The sequence below is a fragment of the Actinoplanes oblitus genome (assembly GCF_030252345.1).
In the GTDB taxonomy this organism is placed as follows: domain Bacteria; phylum Actinomycetota; class Actinomycetes; order Mycobacteriales; family Micromonosporaceae; genus Actinoplanes; species Actinoplanes oblitus.
Genome location: NZ_CP126980.1, coordinates 2,833,729 through 2,853,709, shown reverse-complemented (window position 1 = coordinate 2,853,709; position 19,981 = coordinate 2,833,729). Strand labels below are relative to the sequence as shown.

The following is a 19,981-nucleotide window of genomic DNA, read 5'->3' as shown; positions in this document are numbered from 1 at the left end:
TCACTCTCCCAGAAGGATCTGACCGTCGTCTTCCCGGACCGGGTAGACGTCGATCGGGGCTTGGCCGGACTGGGAGCACCCGGTGGCGAGGTCCCAGGCGAACAGGTGCAGCGGGCAGACGACGATCGAGTTGTCGATCTGCCCGTCCGCCAGCGGGCCGCCCTTGTGCGGGCAGACCGCGGAGACCGCGCGCAGGGAGCCGTCGCGCAGGCGGAAGACGGCGATCATGTCCCCGTCCACGGCGTAGGTGCGTCCCTCGCCGAGCGGGATGTCGGCGACCGGGCCGAGAACGGTCGGGGTCGAGGAAGCAGTGGTGATGGTCATGCGCGCACCGGAACCTGGGGGAGAACGGTCAGGGGAAGGGAGGTACGGAACTGGCCGGGCGTGACCGGCTCGGCCCGCTCCTTCCAGGGGTCCTTGTAGGCCTGCACGGCCTCCTCGACGGCGGCGTCCAGGGCCTCGGCGATGCCGTCCGAGTCCTCGACGACGATCTCCCGGATCCGGTCGATGCCGATCCGCGGGACGAACGCGTAGGTGCGCTCCAGCCAGTTGGCGTTCTCCCGGTAGTACTGCAGGAACCGCCCGGTCAACTTGATCACCTCTTCGGCCGAGTCGACCGTGGTGAGCAGGTCACCCTTGCGGATGTGGGCGCCGGCCGCACCGCCGACGTAGATCTCCCACTTGCCGCCGTCGATGGCGACGACACCGAGATCCTTCACGTACGCCTCGGCACAGTTGCGCGGGCAGCCGGTGACGGCGAGCTTCATCTTGCCGGGGCCCTCCAGCCCCTGGTACCGCTCCTCGATGGCGATGCCCAGCGCGGTGGAGTCACCGACCCCGAACCGGCAGAAGTCCGAGCCGACGCAGGTCTTCACGGTGCGGAAGCTCTTGGCGTACGCGTAGCCGGACGGCATGTCCAGGTCCGCCCACATCGCCGGGAGCTGTTCCTTGGGCACCCCGAGCAGGTCGATGCGCTGGCCGCCGGTCAGCTTGACCATCGGCACCCGGTACTTCTCGGCCACCTCGGCGATCCGCTTGAGCTCGGCCGGGGTGGTGACGCCGCCCTTCATCTGCGGGACCACCGAGAAGGTGCCGTCCTTCTGGATGTTGCCGTGCACCCGGTCGTTGATGAACCGGGCGTCGCGCTCGTCCTCGTACTGGTCGGCCCACATCATCTTGAGCAGCGAGGCCAGGCCCATCTTGCTCTTCGCGTCGTGCTGCCCGCCGGGGACCAGCTTGTCGAAGACCGCGGAGACGCTCTTGAGCTCGTACTGGCGGATCGCGGCCATCAGCTCCGGCTTGGGCATCGGGACGCCGGGGACGTACCAGGACGCCGCCGGGTCCTCCTCGACCGCGCCGCCGTTGGCCCACTCCACGATCCGCTGGACCAGCGGCTTGCAGGTGCCGCAGCCCTTGCCGGCCCGGGTCTTGTCCATCACGCCGCTGACCGTCTTGCACCCGGACGAGACCGCGCCGCAGATCGCGCCCTTGCTGACCCCGTTGCAGTTGCAGACCTGCGCGTCGTCGGCCATCTCGGCGGGCGACACCTCGCCGGCCGGGCCGCCGATGTCGAAGATCAGCCCGGCCCGCTCCTCCGGCAGGGCGGTACCCCTGTCGAACGCCTGGATCAGCGACGCCGCCTTGCTGTTGTCGCCGACCAGCACCGCACCGACCAGCACGTCGTCGCGGATGATCAGCTGCTTGTAGACGCCCTTCTTGGGCTCGTTGTAGACGACCACCTCGTCGTCGTCGGTCTCCGGGGCGATCAGGCCCATCGAGGCGACGTCGATGCCGGCCACCTTGAGCTTGGTGGAGAGCTTCGAGCCGTGGTACGCCGCGTCCGGGTTGCGCCCGGTGATGTGGTCGGCGAGCACCTTCGCCTGGTCCCACAGCGGGGCGACCAGGCCGTACAGGTTGCCCCGGTGCTGGGCGCACTCGCCCACCGAGTAGATGTCCTGCTCGCCCTGCACCCGCATCTGGTCGTCGACCACGATGCCGCGCTCGACCGGCAGCCCGCTGTTCGCCACCATCTCGGTGTTCGGCCGGATGCCGGCGGCGATCACCACCACGTCGCACTCGATGACCGTGCCGTCGGCCAGCTTCACCCCGGTGACCCGGTCCTTGCCGAGGATCTCGGTGGTCATCGCGTTGGTGATCACCTTGATCCCGAGCTTGCCCTCGACGCTGGCCTGCAGCATCTGGCCGGCCTTCGGATCGAGCTGGCGTTCCATCAGGTGGCCCATGGCGTGCAGCAGGGTCACCTGGCTGACGTGGTTCTGCAGGCCGCGCGCCGCCTCCAGGCCGAGCAGGCCGCCGCCGATCACCACCGCCCGCTCGTGGTCCCGGGCGTAGCGGATCATGCCGCGGGTGTCGTCGAGCGTCCGGAACGCGAAGACGCCCTGGTGGTAGCCGCGCTTCGGGTTGTGCACGTTCTTCATCGGCGGCGTCCACGAGTAGCTGCCGGTCGCGATGATCAGCTTGTCGTACGGGGTGGCCACCCCGTTGCTGTCGTGCACCAGCTTCTTCTTCGCGTCGATCCGCTCGACCTTGACCCCGGCGTTCAGCGTGATGCCGTTCTCGGAGTACCAGGCCAGATCGTTGAGGAAGATGCCCTCCTCGGTCTCCACCCCGGCCAGCAGGTTGGAGAGCATGATCCGGTTGTAGTTGCCGTACGGCTCGTCACCGAACATCGTCACGGTGAAGTCGCCGTTGCGGGCGAGGATCTCCTCGACCGTGCGGGCGCCCGCCATGCCGTTGCCGATCACCACTAAACGCTGAGTCACTGGTCGGTCCCTTCTGGTGTGCCGGCACGCGCGATGGCCACCGCGCACACCTTGAAAGCGGGCATCTTGGAGTGCGGATCCAAGGCCGGATTGGTCAGCGCGTTCGCGCCGGGCCAGTGGAACGGCGCGAACACCGTGTCCGGGCGGATGCCGTCGGAGAGCCGGGCGCGCAACGTCGCGGCGCCTCGGCGGCTGCGGAGCTCGACCAGGTCACCGTCGGCGATGCCGTGCCGGCGGGCGAGGTCGGGGTGGATCTCGGCGCGGGGTTCGGGCAGCGCCACGGTGAGCGCCTTCACCCGCCTGGTCTGGTTGCCGCTCTGGTACTGCTGCATGTTGCGGCCGGTGGTCAGGACGTACGGAAAGGTCTCGTCGGGGACCTCGGCGGGATCGCGGTGATCGACCCGGATGAACCTGGCCCGGCCGGAGGCCGTGGGGAACGTCTCGGCGAACAGCCGCGGCGTGCCCGCGTGGTCCTCGCTGGGGCACGGCCAGAAGACGCCGTCCTCCGCCTCGATCCGCTCGTAGCTGATCCCCGCGTAGTCGGCGACGCCGCCCGCGCTGGCCCGGCGCAGCTCCTCGAAGACCGCGCGCGGCTCGTCGGTGAAGAACTCGCCGCGGCCCAGAAGGCCGGCGAGGTCGGTCAGCACCGTCAGGTCCGTCTTGACCATCGGCGGCGGCGGCAGCGCCATCTTGCGGCGGATCACGCGACCCTCGAGGTTGGTCATCGTGCCCTCCTCCTCCGCCCACTGGGCGGTGGGGAGGACCACGTCGGCCAGCTCCGCGGTCTCCGACCGGAAGATGTCGGAGACCACCAAGAAGTCCAGGCCGCGCAGCTTCTCGATCACGTTGTTGCTGTGCGGGGCGGAGACCACCAGGTTGCTGGCCAGCACGAGGAGGACCCGGACGCCGCCTTCGGCGCCGAGGGCATCGATCATTTCGTACGCCGAACGCCCCGGTTGCGGGAGCTCGTCGGCGTCGACGCCCCACACCTTCGCGACGTGTGCCCGGGCCGCCGGGTCGTCCAGCCGGCGGTAACCCGGCAGCTGGTCGGCCTTCTGCCCGTGCTCGCGGCCGCCCTGCCCGTTGCCCTGGCCGGTGATCGTGCCGTACCCGGCGAAGGGCCGGCCGACCAGGCCGAGCGCGAGGGCCAGGTTGAGCCAGGCCTGCGCGGTGTCGGTGCCGTTGCTGTGCTGCTCGGCGCCGCGAGCGGTCAGGATGATCGCCGGGCCCTCGGTGGCCAGCAGCCGCACGGTCTCGCGCAGCTGGACCTCCGGGACGCCGGTGATCCGCTCGACCCGCTCCGGCCAGTAGGCGTTGGCCGCCGCCTTCACCGCCGCGAAGTTCTCGGTGCGGCTCGCGATGAAGTCCTCGTCGAGGAAGCCCTCCCGGATCGCGATGTGCAGCAGGCCGTTGGCCAGCGCCAGGTCGGTGCCGGGCAGCGGCTGCAGGTGCAGGTACGCGCCGTTCGCCGTGTTCGTGCGCCGGGGGTCGACGACGATGTGCTTGGCGCCGTTGGCCCGGCCGGCGTCCAGGTACTGCATGGACGGCGGCATGGCGTCCGCCGGGTTCGCGCCGACCAGCAGCACGGTCCGCGCCTCGGCCAGGTCGGCGAGCGGGAACGGCAGGCCGCGGTCGATGCCGAGCGCCCGGTTCGCCGCCGTCGCCGCCGACGACATGCAGAACCGGCCGTTGTAGTCGATCGCCGAGGAGCGCAGCGCGACCCGGACGAACTTGCCCAGGGCGTACGCCTTCTCGTTGGTCAGCCCGCCGCCGCCGAACGCGCCGACGCTGTCCGGCCCGTAGTGCTCCTGACTGTCCCGGATCGCCGAGACGATCCGGTCGTACGCCTCCTCCCAGGACGCCTCCCGCAGGGGCGAGTCCCGGTTGCCGGGCTCCTTACGGACCAGCGGCGTCAGCAGCCGGTCCGGATGGTCCAGCAGGTCCGCCGCGGTGAAGCCCTTGGCGCACAGGCCGCCCCGGTTGACCGGGAAGTCGGCCGGCTCTAGCCGCACCCGAGGGATCCCGGGCGTCAGCGTCATCCCGCACTGCAGAGCGCAGTAGGGGCAATGCGTCTGGGTCGCCGTCACGAGAGGAACTCTGTCGGCCCGGCGTTAACCCGGAAGACCACTTGCGGTGACGCTGTTGTTCGGAAATCCCTACAACCGGGCCGCCACCGATGTGACTACAAGCGGCTACCGACGGTTGTGAGAACCTGTTTCCCGCCGTTTACAAACTCGCCATCGAATCGACTCAGGACCAGGTCGGCCACCGCAACATCGTGGCACAGGGGCGGGGTCACCGTGTCCGCGCCGGCATCCCGCAACGACCTGTAGAACAGCCCGTCGGCCAGCAGATACGCGGCGATCGCGATCCGTTGCGCGCCGGCGGCGCGCAGTTGCGCGACCACGTCCGGGACACGCGGCCCGGTACCGGACACGTAGGCGACCCGGGCCGGCCCGGGCAGCCGCGCGGCGACACCCGCCACATCGGCGCGCCACCGCGGATCCGACGATCCGGCGGCCGCCAGCACGACCGCGTCGGCCGCCGGCAGGTTACCGATCAGGCTGTCCAGCAGCACCGGGTCCGGTCCGAGCGGCGCGGTCACCGGGATGCCGGTGCCGGCCACCGCCTCGGCGATGTCCACCCGCACGTGATAGCCGCAGGACAGCAGCAGCGGCACGACTACCGCGTCGGTCACCGCCGGCACGACGTCGGCGACCTTCGGCTCCTGCACGTCGACGTAACAGAGCCGCACGTCCAATCCCGGCCGGCGCCGGGCCACCGCGGCGGCGAGTTCCCGCAATTCCCGCCGCCCGGTGGCCGAACGGGTGCCATGGGCGACAGCGATCAAGGTAGGCATCGGCCCTCCAGGTCTCACTCAGGGTCACATTCACGACATTGATGACTCGGATCCGCGCTGATCACCGATCGCCGCTCCCGCCAGGGACCCTTCCGGTCTGAGCTGGCCGCTGCGCGTCCAGAACGCTCAGCCCGCAAGGGCGACGTCCGCGGGTGGTCACGACGTGCTGAACCCGAACGTCAGAACCCGGCAACTCATCGGGCGTCGGGGAAACAATCCGGCTTCGTCGCCGGGGTCCTCGGCGGGCCTGGCATCGTCATCAGGCTCCGCCGCACGGGTTTTCTCTCGCTCAGCGGCCCGGACAGGCATCGGGCCGCTCACTCCGGCTTTCCGTCTTCACTTTCTCAGCGGCCCCGACTGGCGGTCAGGCCACTCACTCCCGGCTCTCCGTTTTCACTTTCTCAGCGGCCCCGACTGGCGGTCGGGCACTCACTCCGGCTCTCCGTGGTGCCGCGGTCAGGCGGCCTCGTCCACCCGGAGGCGGTAGCCGCGTTTGATGACCGTCTCGATGTGCTTGCCGGAGCCGAGCGCGGCCCGCAGCCGGGCCACCGCCACGTCCACCGCGTGCCCGTCGTTGCCGCGCGGCAGGGCGGCCGCCAGCTGGTCCTTGGAGACCACCGCGCCCGGCCGGCGGGCCAGCGACGCCAGGATCGCCATCGCGGCCGGCGCGAGAGCGTGCGGGACCTCGTCGATCAGCACCGCATGCCCGCGCACCTCCAGCGTGGTACCGGCGACCCGCAACCGCACCGCCCGCCGGGGCAGCTCGTCGGTGACCGTCTTGATCAGCGCGCCGAGCCGGTAGCGCTCCGGCATCACCACCGGGATGTCCAGGTCGAGCAGCGGGGCCGCGGTCACCGGACCGACACAGGCCGCGAGCGTCTTGTCCCGGAACGCGGCGGCCACGTCGGCGCCGCCCTCCCCGGCGACCCGCAGGAACGCCTTCACCGCGGGGGCGCTGGTGAACGTCACCGCGTCGATCTGCCCGGCCGCGACCTGCTCGGCGAGCCTGCGCACCGGGGCGATGTCGGGCGCGAGCGCCCAGCGATACACCGGCACCTCGACCACCGCCGCCCCGGCCGAGCGCAGCGCGTCGACGAACTCGGTCTGCGGCTCGCCGTGCTCCTGCACCACGATCCGCCGCCCGGCCACACCGTCGCTGAGCAGCCGCTCCAGGACCTCCTCGGACGCCTCGGTCTTGGCCGCCCAGTCCTCGGTGAGCCCGGCCGCCCGGATCGCCCCGCACGGCTTCGGCCCACGGGCGATGATCTTCGCGCCGCGCAGCGAGGCGCGCAGCGCGTCACCCAGTCCCCAGCCCTCGGCCGCCTCCAGCCAGCCGCGGAACCCGAACCCGGTGGTCGCCACCACCAGGTGCGGCTCCAGCCCGATGCAGGCCTCGGTCGCGGCGCGCAGCGCCTCGTCGTCGATCAGCGGCACGATGGTGATCGCCGGCGCGCTGACCACCCGCGCGCCCCGCCGCTCCAGCAGGGCGGTCATCTCACTGCGGCGTCGTTCCGCGGTGACCGCCACGGTGAAGCCGGCCAGTGCACCCTCGGTCATCCGGTCTCCATCCCATGTCACCGTTTCCGCTGCAAGAGTCCTAAGACCTCATTTCGGGACCGGCAAGCGAATGTTTCCGCCCTGATAACGGCCACTCACTTCCGGCGCCCTCCACCGTGTGACTTGTTGATCATCTCCTGGCCACAAGCCGATCCGGCGGAGCCGCCACGCAGTGCCGCGCCCCGCACATCGTCCCTCGCCACGATGCCCGGCGTGTTACGAACCCGAGTCGCGCCGACACTCCTGGCCGGACGCACGAAAGGCGCCGGAGCCGCTCCATCAGCAGCACCCGGCGCCTGGGGTGAGTCACGTCTCACCACGCGTCGTGCCCTCGCCGCGCGTCGTCGGCTCGGCACGTCGCCCGGCTCGGCGCGGCGGCCGGCTCGGCGCGGCGGCCGGTCCAGCACGTCGGCCGGTCCAGCACGTCGGCCGGCCCAGCACGCCGCCCGGCCCAGCACGTCGCCCGGCCCAGCACGTCGTCCCGCCTCAGCGCGGGTCGTCGAGGATGCCGCGGAGTTGCTTCTTCATGTGGAAGGCGGCGATGCGGCCGTCCAGCAGGCCGATCCGGTAGTCGGCGCCCAGCACGGGGTCCTCGGCGATCTGCGGGTCGCGGAATCCGGCTGCCCCGTCCACCCGTCCGGCGTTGTAGGCCACCAGCGCGTCGTCCATCGATCCCTCTCCCCATCCGGCATGCGTCGGGCGACAATCTCGCACGCCGCCGGCCGCCGGGCCCACCGCTCTTCGGCCCCCTTCGCTCCGCCCGCCGGATGGTCCCCCTCCCCCGCTCGGCGCCCGCCAACCGGCAACCGAGCTGAAACCGTCCCGCACCCGGGCGACGTCGCTCACTCCCGGCCCGCCGGCGAGGCGAGCCGGGGGCCGCGACCAGTGCCGGCCGCCTGTGACGGAGGGCTCGGTGCGGGGACTGATCGGTGGGACGGCGGCTCGGTCACCGCGGGCCGATGCGAGCGGGCGCGGCGGGTTCTCCCATCCGGGACCGCCGCCGCGGCCTCCGCCCACGACTGGCCGGCGATGACCGGGTCAGGCCTCCGGTTTCGTCGCGACCGTGATGTTGTAGCTCCAGGCGTCCTGGTGCTGGAACATCTCCACGCCGCTCATCGCGTTCACGGTTTTCTCCACCTTGCCGATGGCCCGGCCGACGAAATAGGGGAAGACACCCATGATGTAGAAGGCGCGCACCATCGGCATCATGCGCCTGGTGACATCCTCGGTGGTGACACCGGTGAAACCCGCGGCTTTCACGAGCTCGTCGAGCACGCCGTCCTCGAATTCGAGCCAGGCGGGCATGGCGGCGAGCCGGCACACGTCCTGCAACGCGATCCACGAGGACGCGCGCATCGCATTCTGCGGCGGGTGAGCATATTCGAAATGGACCAGACGGCCGCCCGGCCGGAGCACCCGGTGGAATTCTTTCAGCACCGCCGTGGGGTCCGCGGCGTGCACCAGAGTCTCCATGGTGTAGACACCGTCGAACGATTCATCGGGGAACGGCAGCTTGTGATAATCGCCCAGATGGAACTCGGTGCGGTCCTGGAGCCCGGCCGCGGCGGCCCGCTCCCTGGCCATCCGCAGGTTCCAGTCCAGGATGTCCATCCCGGTCACGTGCAGGCCGGCCCGCGAGGCGAGAGCCCGCGCCACCGCACCGGTCCCGCACCCGGCGTCCAGGACCTTGGCGCCCGACGGCAGGCCGAGCCGCCTGGCCAGCTCGTCCTCCATCCGCTCGAGCGCGCGGCGGAAGGACCACATCGACAGGCGCCCGTCGTACCAGCCGAAATGCTTGGTACCGCCGAGAATGTAGTTATAACCTAATCTCGACTCGGTCCGGTCATAATATCGCCGGACTTTCGCCAGGTTACCCGAGTCGACATCATCATTCATAAAACCCTCCGTTTCACCGCAAATTATACTATGCGGCCTCTAGCGCGCCTGAAGAATGAAGCCGACCACCGAACCGACAACGGCGGCGACATATTGCACCACCACCGCCGATCCGTACGGAAGATTCGGCGCGGCCGCAACGGCGGCATAAGCGGTCAGCGAATCGGCGAGTTCGGTGGTGTTCCGCCGCGCCGGCCGCATGAACCTCTCCTGCGGCCACAACAGATCCTGGTCGACCTCCATGTAGCGCATCACCGCCAGCTTCTTGCGGCGCGTCAGCATGTAGATGAGAGTCTGCGTCATGGCGCCGATCCACAGGCTCAGCAGGAGCAGGGCGGCATAGACCCACTTGGCGAACGCGTTGTCGAACAGCGGGTGCCAGGGGACGCCGGGGAGCACCACGAACACCGCACCGGCGATCAGGAAGAGGGCGGAGAACCCGTACCCCTCGGCGAAGGTACGGATGCCCGGTGTCCGCGCGGGGTCGTGCCAGATCAGGTTGAGGTCGTCCCGGCCGGCGATCCGGATGATGATCAGCGGCGGGACGAGCAGCCACCAGATGTCGTTCCCGACGATCAGCAGGGTCCACGCCACGGCCAGGCACTCGTAGCAGAACACCAGGTCCGCCCGCCCGCGCAGCAGGCCGTCCAGCAGGACACCCAGCGGGATGAGCGCGAGGCCGAGGGGCAGCACCAGCTGCGCCCGCACCGACATCGCGCGGTACACCGGCCGCATCGCGCTGTCCCGCACCGCGCAGGTCGACAACAGGGCGTCGACGGACGCGCCGTTCTTCATCGCGAAGCTCCAGGCGAGCGCCGCCGCCGCGAGGGCGCCGCCGTTGAGCAGGGCGAGGATCTCCAGCAGGTCCCAGCGGATCGACGACCACGAGCAGGCCCAGCCGAACGGGAGGAGCGGCAGCAGCAGCGCGAGGACCAGCGGCCCGGCCGAGGCGAGCAGCCACGGCAACCAGGTGCGGGGCTCACCGCGGCGGACGTTGCGCAGCAGCTTGAGAACCAGGATCTCCTGCCAGCCCCGGTGGAAGGCGTCGGAGAAGCCACTCCACGCCGGTCCGGCCAGTCCCCCGTCGGTCACACGCCCTCCCCACGGCTGATGTGATCGGTGGAGCGAGCGGAGTCCCGCCGGCGCCCCGGGCCTCCGGTGTCCACAGAGGCATCCAGGACGATATCGGCCACCGACGATCAAGGCATCAGCGGTACGGACGAGTCCGGACAGGGCACCGGCGAGCAGGCCGGGACCGCAGCGACGCCGGCGGCGGGGACGGAGCCGGAAACCGCGCCGGCGAGTGGAGCGGGGCCGGAAAGGCACCGGCCCGCGTCTTCGGAGGACGCGGGCCGGCGCTGTCCCGGGCCGGTCACCCGGGACGTCGGGGAATCAGCGGGGCAGCAGGCCGGACGCCTTCCACAGGGTCTTGGCCGGGCCACCGCCGATCAGATCGAGATCGGACAGGTACGCCACGATCCGCTCCCCCGCCCAGCGCATCGTCTCCCGGTGGTAGGGGTTGGCCCGGGCCGCCCGGCGCCCCTCCTCCGGATCGATGCCCACCGCCCGGTAGACGCGCGGGTCGACCAGCCGGGTGCCGGTCAGGTACGCCGCCCGCCCGATCACGATCTTGTCGAACGCCAGCCGGGACCGCCCCGCGACCCGGATCTGCCGGGCCAGCTCCTCGCGGGCGAAGCGGACGTGCCGGGCCTCCTCCACCACGTGGATCCGGGAGACCATCCGGACCAGCGGCTGCACGCTCTCGTCGGCCATCGCCTCGCGCTGCAGGGTGTCCAGGATCTCCTCGGCGATCAGGATGGCGGCGAACATCCGCGGGCCGGTGGCGGTGTGCGCGATCCAGTTGCCGAGCAGTTGGTCGATGCCGTGCGGGCGGTAGACCGGGGTGTCCAGCCGGGCGATCATCTTGCCGAACATGATCGAGTGCCGGCACTCGTCGGCGATCTCGGTGAGCCCGTACTGCGCGTGCGCGGCGGTCGGGTCCTGCTTGAAGTAACCGCGGATCAGCAGCTGCATCAGGATCGTCTCGAACCAGACGCCGAGACCGGCGATGCTGGCCACCTCGTGCTTGGTCAGCTCGATGCGCTGGTCCTCGGTGAGCCGGTCCCAGAGCGCGGTGCCGTAGAGGCTGGAGCGGTGCGGCGGGACGAAGTACTTCCCCTCGGCGAACGGGGCCTCCCAATCGATCTCGATCAGCGGGTCGTAGGAGTGCTCGGCCGAGGATCGCAGCAGCCTGGTGGCGGTGCGGTCCCGGTCAGGCGGGGTCACAGTCGTCATCGCGCCCTCCAGAAGGCTTGACGTTCCCGGCAACAGCTTGACGTAGCCGGCAAAGGCTTGACGTTGCCGGAAAAGCTTGACGTGCCGGCAAAAGCTTGACGTGCCAGCAAAAGCTTGACGTTACCGGCGGTAACAGTTACTTCTAGTACTATGAACTCGGTCACTCCGCCCGTCAACACCGACGGCCGCCGCAATCGCTGGGACGGCCATCGTGAGCAGCGCCGCGCCGAATTGACAGCGGCCGCGATAGAGGCGATTCGGCAGCACGGGCCGGAGATCGGCATGGAGGCGATAGCGGCGCACGCCGGCGTCAGCAAACCAGTCCTCTATAGATATTTTTCCGACAAGTCCGAGTTGTGGCTGGCGGTCGGGCAGGCGGCCGGCGCGATGGTGCTGGAGGCGATGATCCCGGCGGTCGCGTCGGTGCGCGAGGAGCGCGCCGCGATCGCCGCCGCCATCGACGTCTACCTCACGCACATCGAGGCCGACCTGAACCTGTACCGGTTCGTGGTGCACCAGCCGGACATCGCCCGGCACCGCGACGTGGTCGCCGACGTGGTGGACACCGTGGCCAGCGGCCTGGCCCGGATCTTCGGTGACCGGTTGCGGGCCCGCGGGCTGGACTCCGGCGCCTCGCTGCCGTGGGCGTACGGGGTGGTCGGTTACGTGCAGTCGGTCGGCGACTGGTGGCTCCGGCAGCAGCAGCCGATCAGCCGCGAGGCGCTCGGCGAGTACCTGACGGCGTTTCTGTGGGGCGGTGTCTCCGGGATCAGCCGGGCCGCCGACATCCCGGGTGGTTTGGCGGCTCAAGAAGGGTGGGCGAGATAGTGACGGACGAAGAGGAGTATCGGGGTCCGGCCACGCTGCGGCTGGCGGACGGCCCGGTGGCGGTCGAGGTGCGGATGTCCGCGCACTTCGAGCCGATCGAGGGCCGGTTCCGCTGGGCCGGGCGCACCAACCCGGTCGACGACCTGCGGGAGCGGGTCAGCGGCGGGCTGCGCCAGGCGACCATCGCGATCCCCGGCGCGCCGGAGACCGCGGTGAAGCTCAGCGAGCCGGACCCGTGGGGTGGCGTCCGGATCAGCGGCGCCGGCACGCCGCCGTGGTTCCCGGAGGTGGCCGGTGAGTGACTTCGACGTCCTGATCATCGGCGCCGGCCTGTCCGGGATCGGCGCGGCGTGGCGGTTGCAGCAGCAGCGGCCGCGGGACACCTACGCGATCCTGGAGGCGCGGGACGCGATCGGCGGCACCTGGGACCTGTTCCGCTACCCCGGGGTCCGCTCCGATTCGGACATGTTCACGCTGTCCTACCCGTTCCGGCCGTGGCGGGAGCCGGAATCCCTGGCGTCCGGCGACAAGATCCGCCGGTACATCGAGGAGACCGCCGCCGAGGCGGGGATCTCGGAACACATCCGTTTCGGCAAGAAGGTCGTCAGCGCCGACTGGGCCGGTGACCGCTGGACGCTCACCACCGCTGACGGCGATGTCCACACCGCCAGATTCGTGTACGCCTGCGCCGGCTACTACAGCTACGCCGAGGGCTACCAGCCCGACTTCCCCGGCCTGGACCAGTACCGGGGGCGGCTCGTCCATCCCCAGTTCTGGCCGGCCGACCTGGACTACACCGGCAAGCGGGTGGTCGTGATCGGCAGCGGCGCCACCGCCGTCACCCTGGTCCCGGCGATGGCGGGCGACGCCCAGCACGTCACCATGCTGCAGCGCTCCCCGACGTACGTGATCCCGCTGCCCGACCAGGACCTGATCGCGAACGTGGCCCGGCGCGTCCTGCCGGCGCGCGCCGCGAACCGGGTCGCCCGCGCCAAGAACGTCCTGGTCACCCAGCTCTTCTACCAGGTGGCGCGCAAGCGCCCGAAGCAGGTGCGCAAGGTCCTGCAGGGCCTGGCCGCCCGGTTCCTGAAGAACCCGGGCTACGTCGAGGAGCACTTCACGCCGCACTACGAGCCGTGGGACCAGCGCCTCTGCGTGATCCCGAACGGCGACCTGTTCAGGAGCATCAGCTCCGGCCGGGCCTCGGTGGTGACCGACCACATCGACACGTTCGTCCCGGAGGGCATCCGGCTCCGGTCCGGCACGGTCCTGGAGGCGGACATCGTCGTTTCGGCGACCGGCCTGTCCCTGCTGCCGGTCGGCGGGGTGCGGGTCAGCGTCGACGGGACACCCGTCGACCTCGGGCAGCTCTCCGCGTACCGCGGCCTGATGCTCTCCGGCGTGCCGAACCTGGCCTACTGCATCGGTTACGTCAACGCCTCCTGGACGCTGCGCGCCGACCTCTCCACCCGGTACGTGCTCAAGCTGCTCGACCACATGGAACGGCACGGGTACGCCGTCGCGACGCCGACCCGGCCGGCCGGCTCCGGCCGGCCGCTGCTCGACCTCTCCTCCGGCTACGTCCAGCGCGCCCTGGACAAGTTCCCGCGCCAGGGCGACCGCGACCCGTGGCTGGTCCGGCAGAACTACCTGCGGGACGTGGTGTCCACGCCACGTGCCGACGTCACGCAGGACATGACCTTCGCCCGGCACACCGCTCCCATCCCCCACACAGAGGTGGTCTGAATGGCCCGTCTTGATCCCTACCGGTTCGCCGGTCGCACCGCGGTGCTCACCGGCGCGGCCAGCGGCATCGGTGAACAGCTCGCCTACGGCCTGGCCCAGCGCGGCAGCCACCTCGTGCTGGTGGACGTCGACGCGGCCCGGCTCGACCCGGTCGCGTCCCGGATCCGCGGCGCGCACCCCGGCCTCGACGTGCGGACCATCGTCGCGGACCTCGCCGACCGGACCGCCGTGCAGGGCGTCGCGACCCGGGTCCGCGCCGAGCACCCGGCCATCGGCCTGCTGATCAACAACGCCGGGATCGCCCTCGGCGGACGGTTCGACCAGGTCAGCATGGAGCAGTTCGAGCAGGTGCTGAACGTCAACTTCCGGGCGCCGCTGCTGCTCACCCACGCGCTGCTGCCCAGCCTGGAGTCCGGCGGCCACCTGGTCAACGTGTCCAGCCTGTTCGGCCTGATCGCGCCGCCCGGGCAGAGCGCCTACTGCGCCAGCAAGTTCGCGCTGCGCGGGCTGAGCGAGTCGCTGCGCGGCGAGCTGATCGAGAACCGGGTGGGTGTCACCACCGTGCACCCGGGCGGGATCCGGACCCGGATCGCGGAGAGCGCGCTGATCGGCGACGGCGTACCGGAATCGGAGGTCGCGCCGACCCGCAAGCTCTTCGCCGCGCTGCTCTCCTTCCCCGCCGACCGGGCCGCCGAGCAGATCCTGCGGGCCGTCGCGAAGCGCAAGGCCCGGCTGCTGATCGCGGCCAACGCCAAGGGCCCGGACATCTTCGCCAGGCTGGCCCCGGTGCTCACCGCCAACGTGCTCCGGTCGCTGACCGCCGCCTCGGTCAAGGCCGCGACGCGGCCCAGGGTCGGTGCCGGGCGATGAACTACGTGACGGTACGCGGCAGCCGCATCCGCTTCCACGAGACCGGTGACCCGGCCGCCCCGCCCGTGCTGCTGCTGCACGGCATCGGCCGCAGCCTGGAGGACTGGTCGGCGCAGCACTCCCGGTTCGACGACGGGTACCGGGTGATCAGCCTCGACATGCCCGGTTTCGGGCTGTCCCAGCGGATGCCGGCGCCGACCACGCTGCCGGTGCTGGCCGACGGGGTGTGGGCGACGCTCGACGCGCTCGGCGAGACCCGCCCGGTGCACCTGATGGGCAACTCGCTGGGCGGCGCGGTCTCGATGACCATGCTGGCGTCGGTCCCCGAGCGGGTGTCCACGCTGACCCTGGTGAACAGCGCCGGGTTCGGCAAGGAGGTGACCTGGGCACTGCGCGTGCTGGCCCTGCCCGGGCTGGGCCGGGCGATGCTGCGCAACATCAACCGGGTGTCCGCGCCGCGGGTGGAACGGACCCTGTTCCGCGACCGGGCCCTGGTCACGCCGGAGCGGGTGGCGATGGCCATCAAGATCGCCAGGCAGCCGGACTTCGCGCCGGTCTACCTGGAGGTCGCCAAGGCGCTCGGCGGTTTCCGCGGCGTCGCGCCGGCCTGGCGTACCGCCCTGCTGGCGTCGCTGGCCGAGCTGGTCAAGCCGACCCTGATCGTCTGGGGCGACCGGGACATGATTCTGCCCAGCACCCACCTGGCCGCGGCCCGGGCGGCGTTCCCGCACGCCAAGTCGCACATGTTCCCCAACACCGGTCACATGCCGCAGATCGAGCGGCCGGACGAGTTCGCCGGGCTGGTCCGGCCGATGCTCGCCGAGGTGGCCGTCTGAGAAGCCGGGCCGGGCGGCGGTAAGGGGGCGCCGCCCGGCCCCTCCCGGTGCGCCCCGCGCGGTGCCCACCCGGCACGCCGGGGTGGGCGTCGGTGGGGGCGCCCGGCTGCTGGTCGCCACGCCGCCCGGGGCGGAACTCGCCTGGCTCACCCGCTGACCGTGCTCGCCGGGAGGCGGCTCGCGGCGTACCGGAAAGCGGTGGCCGCGATGACAGCGGTCCGGAGGGGACGGGCGTACCGGAAAGCGGCGGTCCGGGGAAGAGGCGGCCGTGAGCGGGCCGGAGGGTTCGCGGCCGGCGGCCGGGTGGGCTCACTAGGCTGCGGGCATGACCACTCCCGCGCCGCACGAACTGCCCCTGCTGGAGGCCTTGCACTCCACCCCGGCCCGCCGCTACCTGTCGGACCGGCCGATCGACGACGAGATCATCCGGGCCATCCTGGACGCCGCGATCCGCGGGCCGTCGGCCGGCAACGGGCAGTTCTGGGCGTGGATCGTGGTGCGCGATCCGGAGGTCAAGAAGCGGATCGCCGGGTGGTACCGGGAGGGCTGGGAGCGGCACTACGGATCGCGCCGGGAGGAGATCCTGAACGCCACCGACGGGCCGATGAGCAGCCGCAGCTTCCTGGCCGCCGACCACCTGGCCAACCACATCGAGGAGGCGCCGGTCTGGATCGTCCCGGTGGTGCTCGGCGCGGCGGCCTCGAAGAACCCGCGGCTGGGCTCGTCGATCTACGGCGCGGTGCAGCAGCTGATGCTGGCGGCCCGGGCCTACGGCATCGGGTCCACGCTGACCACGCTGCACATCGGGCACGAGGCGGACGTCCGTGAGCTGCTCGGGCTGCCGGAGGACGCGCTGACCATGGCGATCGTGCCGCTCGGGTACCCGGCCAGGGGACGGTGGGCGCAGCCGAAGCGGCGGCCCCTGGAGGAGGTCGTGCACTTCGAGAAGTTCTCGGCGCGCTAGCTAGGCCGGGCCGCGGCGTGGCCGGACGCCGCGACGCGGTCAGTCCGGCTCGCGGATCGACCAGCTCGGGCCGTCGTCGCCGGTGCCCGTCGCGTCGAGCGTGACCACGAGGCGGTGCTCGCCGTCGGCGGACACCGTCTCGTAGGTGAACCGCTCGTTGCTCAGCTGGACCGGGACGATGGTGGCCCGGTGCAGCCACGGGTGCCGGCGGCGCAGGCTGATCAGCTGCTGGTGCAGGTGATAGGTGGGCCAGCCGTACGGGACCAGGTCGGCCGGCGTGTCCGGGAACGGCGGGCGGACCTCGTCGTCGCCGAACTCCCGGTCCCGTTTGACGCCCCGGAAGGCCTGCTCGTCGCCGGCGTAGACGCTCGGGACGCCGCCGACGGTGAAGAGCACGACCAGGGCCAGCGGCAGCTGCCGCACGTCGGTGAGGACGCTGGCCAGGCGGGTGACGTCGTGGTTGCCGACGAAGGTGAGCGGCGGCTCGGACAGCTTGGCGTGCCGGTCCAGGGCCCAGGCGAGCTCGTAGAAGTTGCGGTCGTTGAGGCTGCTCCAGATGGCTTTCCAGAGCTCGTACTGGGTGACCGCGTCGAGGGCGCCGTCGTGCAGCCACGACTCGTAGTCGCCGTGGATGACCTCGCCGGCGAACCAGGCGCCCGGGTGGGCGGCGCGGGTGCGCGAGACGGTGTCCCGCCAGAACGGGACCGGGACGGCGTACGCGGCGTCCAGTCGCCAGCCGTCGGCGCCGAAGGCCAGCCAGTGCCGCATGACATCGGTGACGTAGTCGGCGACGGCCGGCTCGTCGTGGTTGAGCGCGACCAGGTGGCGATGTCCCTCGAAGTCGGCGTAGTCGAAGCCGCCGTCGTCGTGGAAGGTCAGCTTGAACCAGCTCGCGTAGGCCGAGTCGCGGCCGTGCGCCAGCACGTCCTGGAACTGCGGGAAGTCCCGGCCGACGTGGTTGAAGACGCCGTCCAGGAGCACCCGGATCCCGCGGCGGTGGCACTCGTCGAACAGGCGGCGCAGGTCCTCCTCGGTGCCCAGGCGCGGGTCGACACGGTAGTGGTCGATCGTGTCGTAGCCGTGCGTGGCGGAGGCGAAGACCGGGCCGAGGGCCAGACCGTTGCAGCCCAGCTCGACCAGGTAGTCGAGCCACGGCTCGAAGCGGCGCAGCCGCGGCACCGGCGCGGTGCCGGGCGGCAGCGCGTCGCGCTCGGCGCCGGTGAACGTCAGCGGGTGGGCGTGCCACCAGATCACGTGCTGCACCCAGTCGGTCATCGCGACCATGTTAGTTGTCCCGGCAGCGCAGTGCCGGAATGGCGGCGTCCGGGTCGCTCAGCGGCAGGTCCTGGCTGCAGATCCGGCCCTTGGTGAGCACCTCGACGGTGATCTTCTCGTTCTCGGTGGTGGCGGCGAGCGCCGTCCGGGCCACGCCGTCCGCGCCGGCCGGGCTCAGCGAGCGGCCGAGAGCGAACGAGCTGCCGTCGAACGCGTAGCCGGTGAGCAGCACGTCCATCGGCTGGCCGGGGCTCAGGCCGGGCGTCACCACCTGGACGGTCACGCCGCCCGGGTCGCCCTTGCCGGTGGTCTGCGCGCTGATCCGCGGACCGTCCGCGGTGACCGGCGCGGGCCGGTCCAGCGCCGTCACCAGCCCGGACGCGACGATCAGCACCAGTCCGGCGACGCTCAGGGCACCGGCGGTGACGGTGCTCGCGACGGACCGGGGCCGGGTCAGCGCGCGGAGCCCGCCGAGGACCGCGGCCGCGGTGGCCAGGGTGCCGGCGCCGATCCCGGTCGCGGCCAGGATCTCGGTGGCGGTGGTGCCGGCGTGGCGCAGGGCGAGCCCGAAGCCGGCTCCGGCGACGAGCAGACCGAGCAGGCCGATCGCCGCCGCGGTGGGACCGGTGGCCCGGATCGGGCTCGTCCCCGGATCCTGGCCGGCTGCCGTCTCGTCCATCGACATTCCCCCGTGCTCGCGGTGTTCGCCCGGGCTGCCGGGCCCACGGAGAATGCCACATGTCGCCCCGTTTCCGGCCCTCGCGTTCACATGATCACAGCGGGCCGGCCGGTCACCGCGGTGGGCGGCCGGAATACTGGCCGGTCGGACGGAAACGGGCGGGCCGGTTGGCGTACTCCTCCAGGGCGTGCGCGAGCCAGCCCGCGGTCCGCGCCACCGCGAAGATCGCCTCGCCGGCGTCGGCGGGCATGTCGTGGCGCAGGGCGAGGGCGGCCAGGGCCAGGTCGATGTTGGGCGGGATGCCCGACCGGGTGCGCACGGCGTCGGCCAGCCGGAGCGCGGCGTCGGCTGCCGGGTGGCCGGCGAGCAGGGCGAACAGCGTGGTGGCCCGCGGATCGCCGGAGGGGTAGAGCGGGTGGCCGAAACCCGGGAGGTCGCCGCCGGTACGCAGCCGCTCGGAGATGATCCCGATCGGGTCGGCGCCGGTCAGCGCGTCGGCCAGCAACGGGTACACCTGCTCGCTGGCCGCACCGTGCAGCGGGCCGTCGAGGGCGGCGAGCCCGGCGCTGACCACCGCGTAGGGGTGCGCCCGGGTCGACGCCGCCACCCGCGCGGCCAGCGTGGACGCGGCGATGTCGTGGTCGGCCAGCAGGATCAGCGCCGCCTCCAGGACCCGCCGCCCGGCGTCGTCGATCGGCTGGGCGGTCAGCCTCGGCCAGAGCAACTCGACGAGCGTGGTCGGCTCGCTCTCCGGGGCCTCGACCGTCTGCTCGACGTCCCCTGGCCGGGCCGGGCCGGGCCCCGCGGAGCGCGGCGGCAGGGCGTCGACCATGGTGGCGATCAGGGCGCGGCCGGTGGCCAGGACCGCGGCCGGCGTGGTGTCGAAGCGGAGCGGGTCGGCGGCGGCGATCGCGGCGACGGTGACCCGGAGGCGGTCGACGAGGCGGGCGGCCGGTGGCAGCTCGGCGCCGATCCGGCGGGCCAGGGCCACCTGGGCGGGGTTGCGCGGGAACGGCTCGTGCCCCGGCTCGCCGGTCCACAGCAGGCCGGCGACGGCTTCGAAACCGCTGGTCCGGGCCAGCTCGGTGGCATCCCGGCCGCGGTAGAACAGTCCGCCGTCGCGGATCAGCGTGATGCCCGTCTGGATGTTCGGCGTGACCCGTTTGCGGCCGGCGATCAGCGCGTCCACGTCGGCCTTGTCGAACAGGCTGCCCTTGCCCGCCGCGTTGCGGCGGCTGGGCAGCAGACCCCGGCTCACGTACGCGTAGACCGTCGCCGGCTTGACCCCGAGCCGCTCGGCGACCTGATCCGTGGTGAGCAGCTGAGCGACCATGTGCACATCATCTCATGTTGACTGGATCAACATTGACCGCCATGCGATCAAGTCGAATC

General features: G+C 71.6%; 18 protein-coding genes. 6 read left to right on the top strand and 12 right to left on the bottom strand.

What is annotated here, in order from left to right; genetic code table 11:
• From Actob_RS12790 to Actob_RS12750, 9 genes are all read right to left on the bottom strand, one after another.
• On the bottom strand, positions 1–324 hold the full coding sequence (locus Actob_RS12790; RefSeq protein WP_284920371.1) for a Rieske (2Fe-2S) protein: 324 nt from the start codon (positions 322–324) through the stop codon (positions 1–3).
• Positions 321–2,783, bottom strand: coding sequence for a nitrite reductase large subunit NirB (nirB, locus tag Actob_RS12785; protein WP_284920370.1), 2,463 nt, complete (start codon positions 2,781–2,783; stop codon positions 321–323). Before nirB ends, Actob_RS12790 begins: the two co-directional genes overlap by 4 nt.
• Complete coding sequence (locus Actob_RS12780) at positions 2,780–4,870, bottom strand: molybdopterin oxidoreductase family protein (protein ID WP_284920369.1); 2,091 nt, start codon at positions 4,868–4,870, stop codon at positions 2,780–2,782. The genes nirB and Actob_RS12780 overlap by 4 nt, the downstream gene beginning before the upstream one ends.
• Before the next feature lie 95 nt (positions 4,871–4,965).
• A complete protein-coding gene (locus Actob_RS12775) occupies positions 4,966–5,643 on the bottom strand; it encodes a sirohydrochlorin chelatase (protein ID WP_284920368.1) in 678 nt (225 codons plus the stop codon).
• 456 nt (positions 5,644–6,099) lie between these two features.
• Complete coding sequence (locus Actob_RS12770; RefSeq protein WP_284920367.1) at positions 6,100–7,200, bottom strand: uroporphyrinogen-III synthase; 1,101 nt, start codon at positions 7,198–7,200, stop codon at positions 6,100–6,102.
• Positions 7,201–7,686: 486 nt separating this feature from the next.
• Positions 7,687–7,869: a hypothetical protein gene (locus Actob_RS12765; RefSeq protein WP_284920366.1), complete on the bottom strand. Its 183-nt coding sequence runs from the start codon at positions 7,867–7,869 to the stop codon at positions 7,687–7,689.
• A gap of 369 nt (positions 7,870–8,238) precedes the next feature.
• On the bottom strand, positions 8,239–9,096 hold the full coding sequence (locus Actob_RS12760; RefSeq protein ID WP_284920365.1) for a class I SAM-dependent methyltransferase: 858 nt from the start codon (positions 9,094–9,096) through the stop codon (positions 8,239–8,241).
• 39 nt (positions 9,097–9,135) lie between these two features.
• Positions 9,136–10,188: a hypothetical protein gene (locus Actob_RS12755; protein ID WP_284920364.1), complete on the bottom strand. Its 1,053-nt coding sequence runs from the start codon at positions 10,186–10,188 to the stop codon at positions 9,136–9,138.
• 300 nt (positions 10,189–10,488) lie between these two features.
• Positions 10,489–11,391, bottom strand: coding sequence for an AurF N-oxygenase family protein (locus Actob_RS12750; protein ID WP_284920363.1), 903 nt, complete (start codon positions 11,389–11,391; stop codon positions 10,489–10,491).
• Positions 11,392–11,541: 150 nt separating this feature from the next.
• Between Actob_RS12750 and Actob_RS12745 the strand changes: the two genes are divergently transcribed.
• From Actob_RS12745 to Actob_RS12720, 6 genes are all read left to right on the top strand, one after another.
• Complete coding sequence (locus tag Actob_RS12745) at positions 11,542–12,219, top strand: TetR/AcrR family transcriptional regulator (protein WP_284920362.1); 678 nt, start codon at positions 11,542–11,544, stop codon at positions 12,217–12,219.
• The gene (locus Actob_RS12740) at positions 12,219–12,521 is read left to right on the top strand and encodes a DUF4873 domain-containing protein (protein ID WP_284920361.1); all 303 of its coding nucleotides are present in this window, start codon (positions 12,219–12,221) and stop codon (positions 12,519–12,521) included. The genes Actob_RS12745 and Actob_RS12740 overlap by 1 nt, the downstream gene beginning before the upstream one ends.
• Positions 12,514–13,965 (top strand): flavin-containing monooxygenase, encoded by a 1,452-nt coding sequence (locus tag Actob_RS12735; RefSeq protein WP_284920360.1) that lies wholly within the window; start codon positions 12,514–12,516, stop codon positions 13,963–13,965. The genes Actob_RS12740 and Actob_RS12735 overlap by 8 nt, the downstream gene beginning before the upstream one ends.
• Positions 13,966–14,835: an SDR family NAD(P)-dependent oxidoreductase gene (locus Actob_RS12730; protein WP_284920359.1), complete on the top strand. Its 870-nt coding sequence runs from the start codon at positions 13,966–13,968 to the stop codon at positions 14,833–14,835.
• Entirely contained in the window at positions 14,832–15,671 is an 840-nt protein-coding gene (locus Actob_RS12725; RefSeq protein WP_284920358.1) for an alpha/beta fold hydrolase, read from the top strand. The genes Actob_RS12730 and Actob_RS12725 overlap by 4 nt, the downstream gene beginning before the upstream one ends.
• 325 nt (positions 15,672–15,996) lie before the next feature.
• On the top strand, positions 15,997–16,635 hold the full coding sequence (locus tag Actob_RS12720) for a nitroreductase family protein (RefSeq protein ID WP_284920357.1): 639 nt from the start codon (positions 15,997–15,999) through the stop codon (positions 16,633–16,635).
• 39 nt (positions 16,636–16,674) lie between these two features.
• Here Actob_RS12720 and Actob_RS12715 read toward each other — a convergent pair whose 3' ends face one another.
• The 3 genes from Actob_RS12715 to Actob_RS12705 form a co-directional block, all read right to left on the bottom strand.
• A complete protein-coding gene (locus Actob_RS12715) occupies positions 16,675–17,910 on the bottom strand; it encodes an alpha-amylase family protein (protein WP_284920356.1) in 1,236 nt (411 codons plus the stop codon).
• A 10-nt stretch (positions 17,911–17,920) separates the two neighbouring features.
• Positions 17,921–18,589 carry a hypothetical protein gene (locus Actob_RS12710; RefSeq protein WP_284920355.1) on the bottom strand — a complete coding sequence of 223 codons (669 nt, stop codon included), beginning with the start codon at positions 18,587–18,589 and terminating at the stop codon, positions 17,921–17,923.
• 112 nt (positions 18,590–18,701) lie between these two features.
• The gene (locus tag Actob_RS12705; protein WP_284920354.1) at positions 18,702–19,922 is read right to left on the bottom strand and encodes a citrate/2-methylcitrate synthase; all 1,221 of its coding nucleotides are present in this window, start codon (positions 19,920–19,922) and stop codon (positions 18,702–18,704) included.
• Between the last annotated feature and the right edge of the window lie 59 nt (positions 19,923–19,981).

Excerpts from the sequence above, each read along its gene's own strand:
- Actob_RS12790 (WP_284920371.1), bottom strand. The coding sequence starts at position 324 with ATGACCATCACCACTGCTTCCTCGACCCCGACCGTTCTCGGCCCGGTC.
- Actob_RS12775 (WP_284920368.1), bottom strand. The coding sequence starts at position 5,643 with ATGCCTACCTTGATCGCTGTCGCCCATGGCACCCGTTCGGCCACCGGG.
- Actob_RS12770 (WP_284920367.1), bottom strand. The coding sequence starts at position 7,200 with ATGACCGAGGGTGCACTGGCCGGCTTCACCGTGGCGGTCACCGCGGAA.
- Actob_RS12765 (WP_284920366.1), bottom strand. The coding sequence starts at position 7,869 with ATGGACGACGCGCTGGTGGCCTACAACGCCGGACGGGTGGACGGGGCA.
- Actob_RS12760 (WP_284920365.1), bottom strand. The coding sequence starts at position 9,096 with ATGAATGATGATGTCGACTCGGGTAACCTGGCGAAAGTCCGGCGATAT.
- Actob_RS12750 (WP_284920363.1), bottom strand. The coding sequence starts at position 11,391 with ATGACGACTGTGACCCCGCCTGACCGGGACCGCACCGCCACCAGGCTG.
- Actob_RS12745 (WP_284920362.1), top strand. The coding sequence starts at position 11,542 with ATGAACTCGGTCACTCCGCCCGTCAACACCGACGGCCGCCGCAATCGC.
- Actob_RS12730 (WP_284920359.1), top strand. The coding sequence starts at position 13,966 with ATGGCCCGTCTTGATCCCTACCGGTTCGCCGGTCGCACCGCGGTGCTC.
- Actob_RS12725 (WP_284920358.1), top strand. The coding sequence starts at position 14,832 with ATGAACTACGTGACGGTACGCGGCAGCCGCATCCGCTTCCACGAGACC.
- Actob_RS12720 (WP_284920357.1), top strand. The coding sequence starts at position 15,997 with ATGACCACTCCCGCGCCGCACGAACTGCCCCTGCTGGAGGCCTTGCAC.
- Actob_RS12715 (WP_284920356.1), bottom strand. The coding sequence starts at position 17,910 with ATGACCGACTGGGTGCAGCACGTGATCTGGTGGCACGCCCACCCGCTG.
- Actob_RS12710 (WP_284920355.1), bottom strand. The coding sequence starts at position 18,589 with ATGGACGAGACGGCAGCCGGCCAGGATCCGGGGACGAGCCCGATCCGG.
- Actob_RS12705 (WP_284920354.1), bottom strand. The coding sequence starts at position 19,922 with ATGGTCGCTCAGCTGCTCACCACGGATCAGGTCGCCGAGCGGCTCGGG.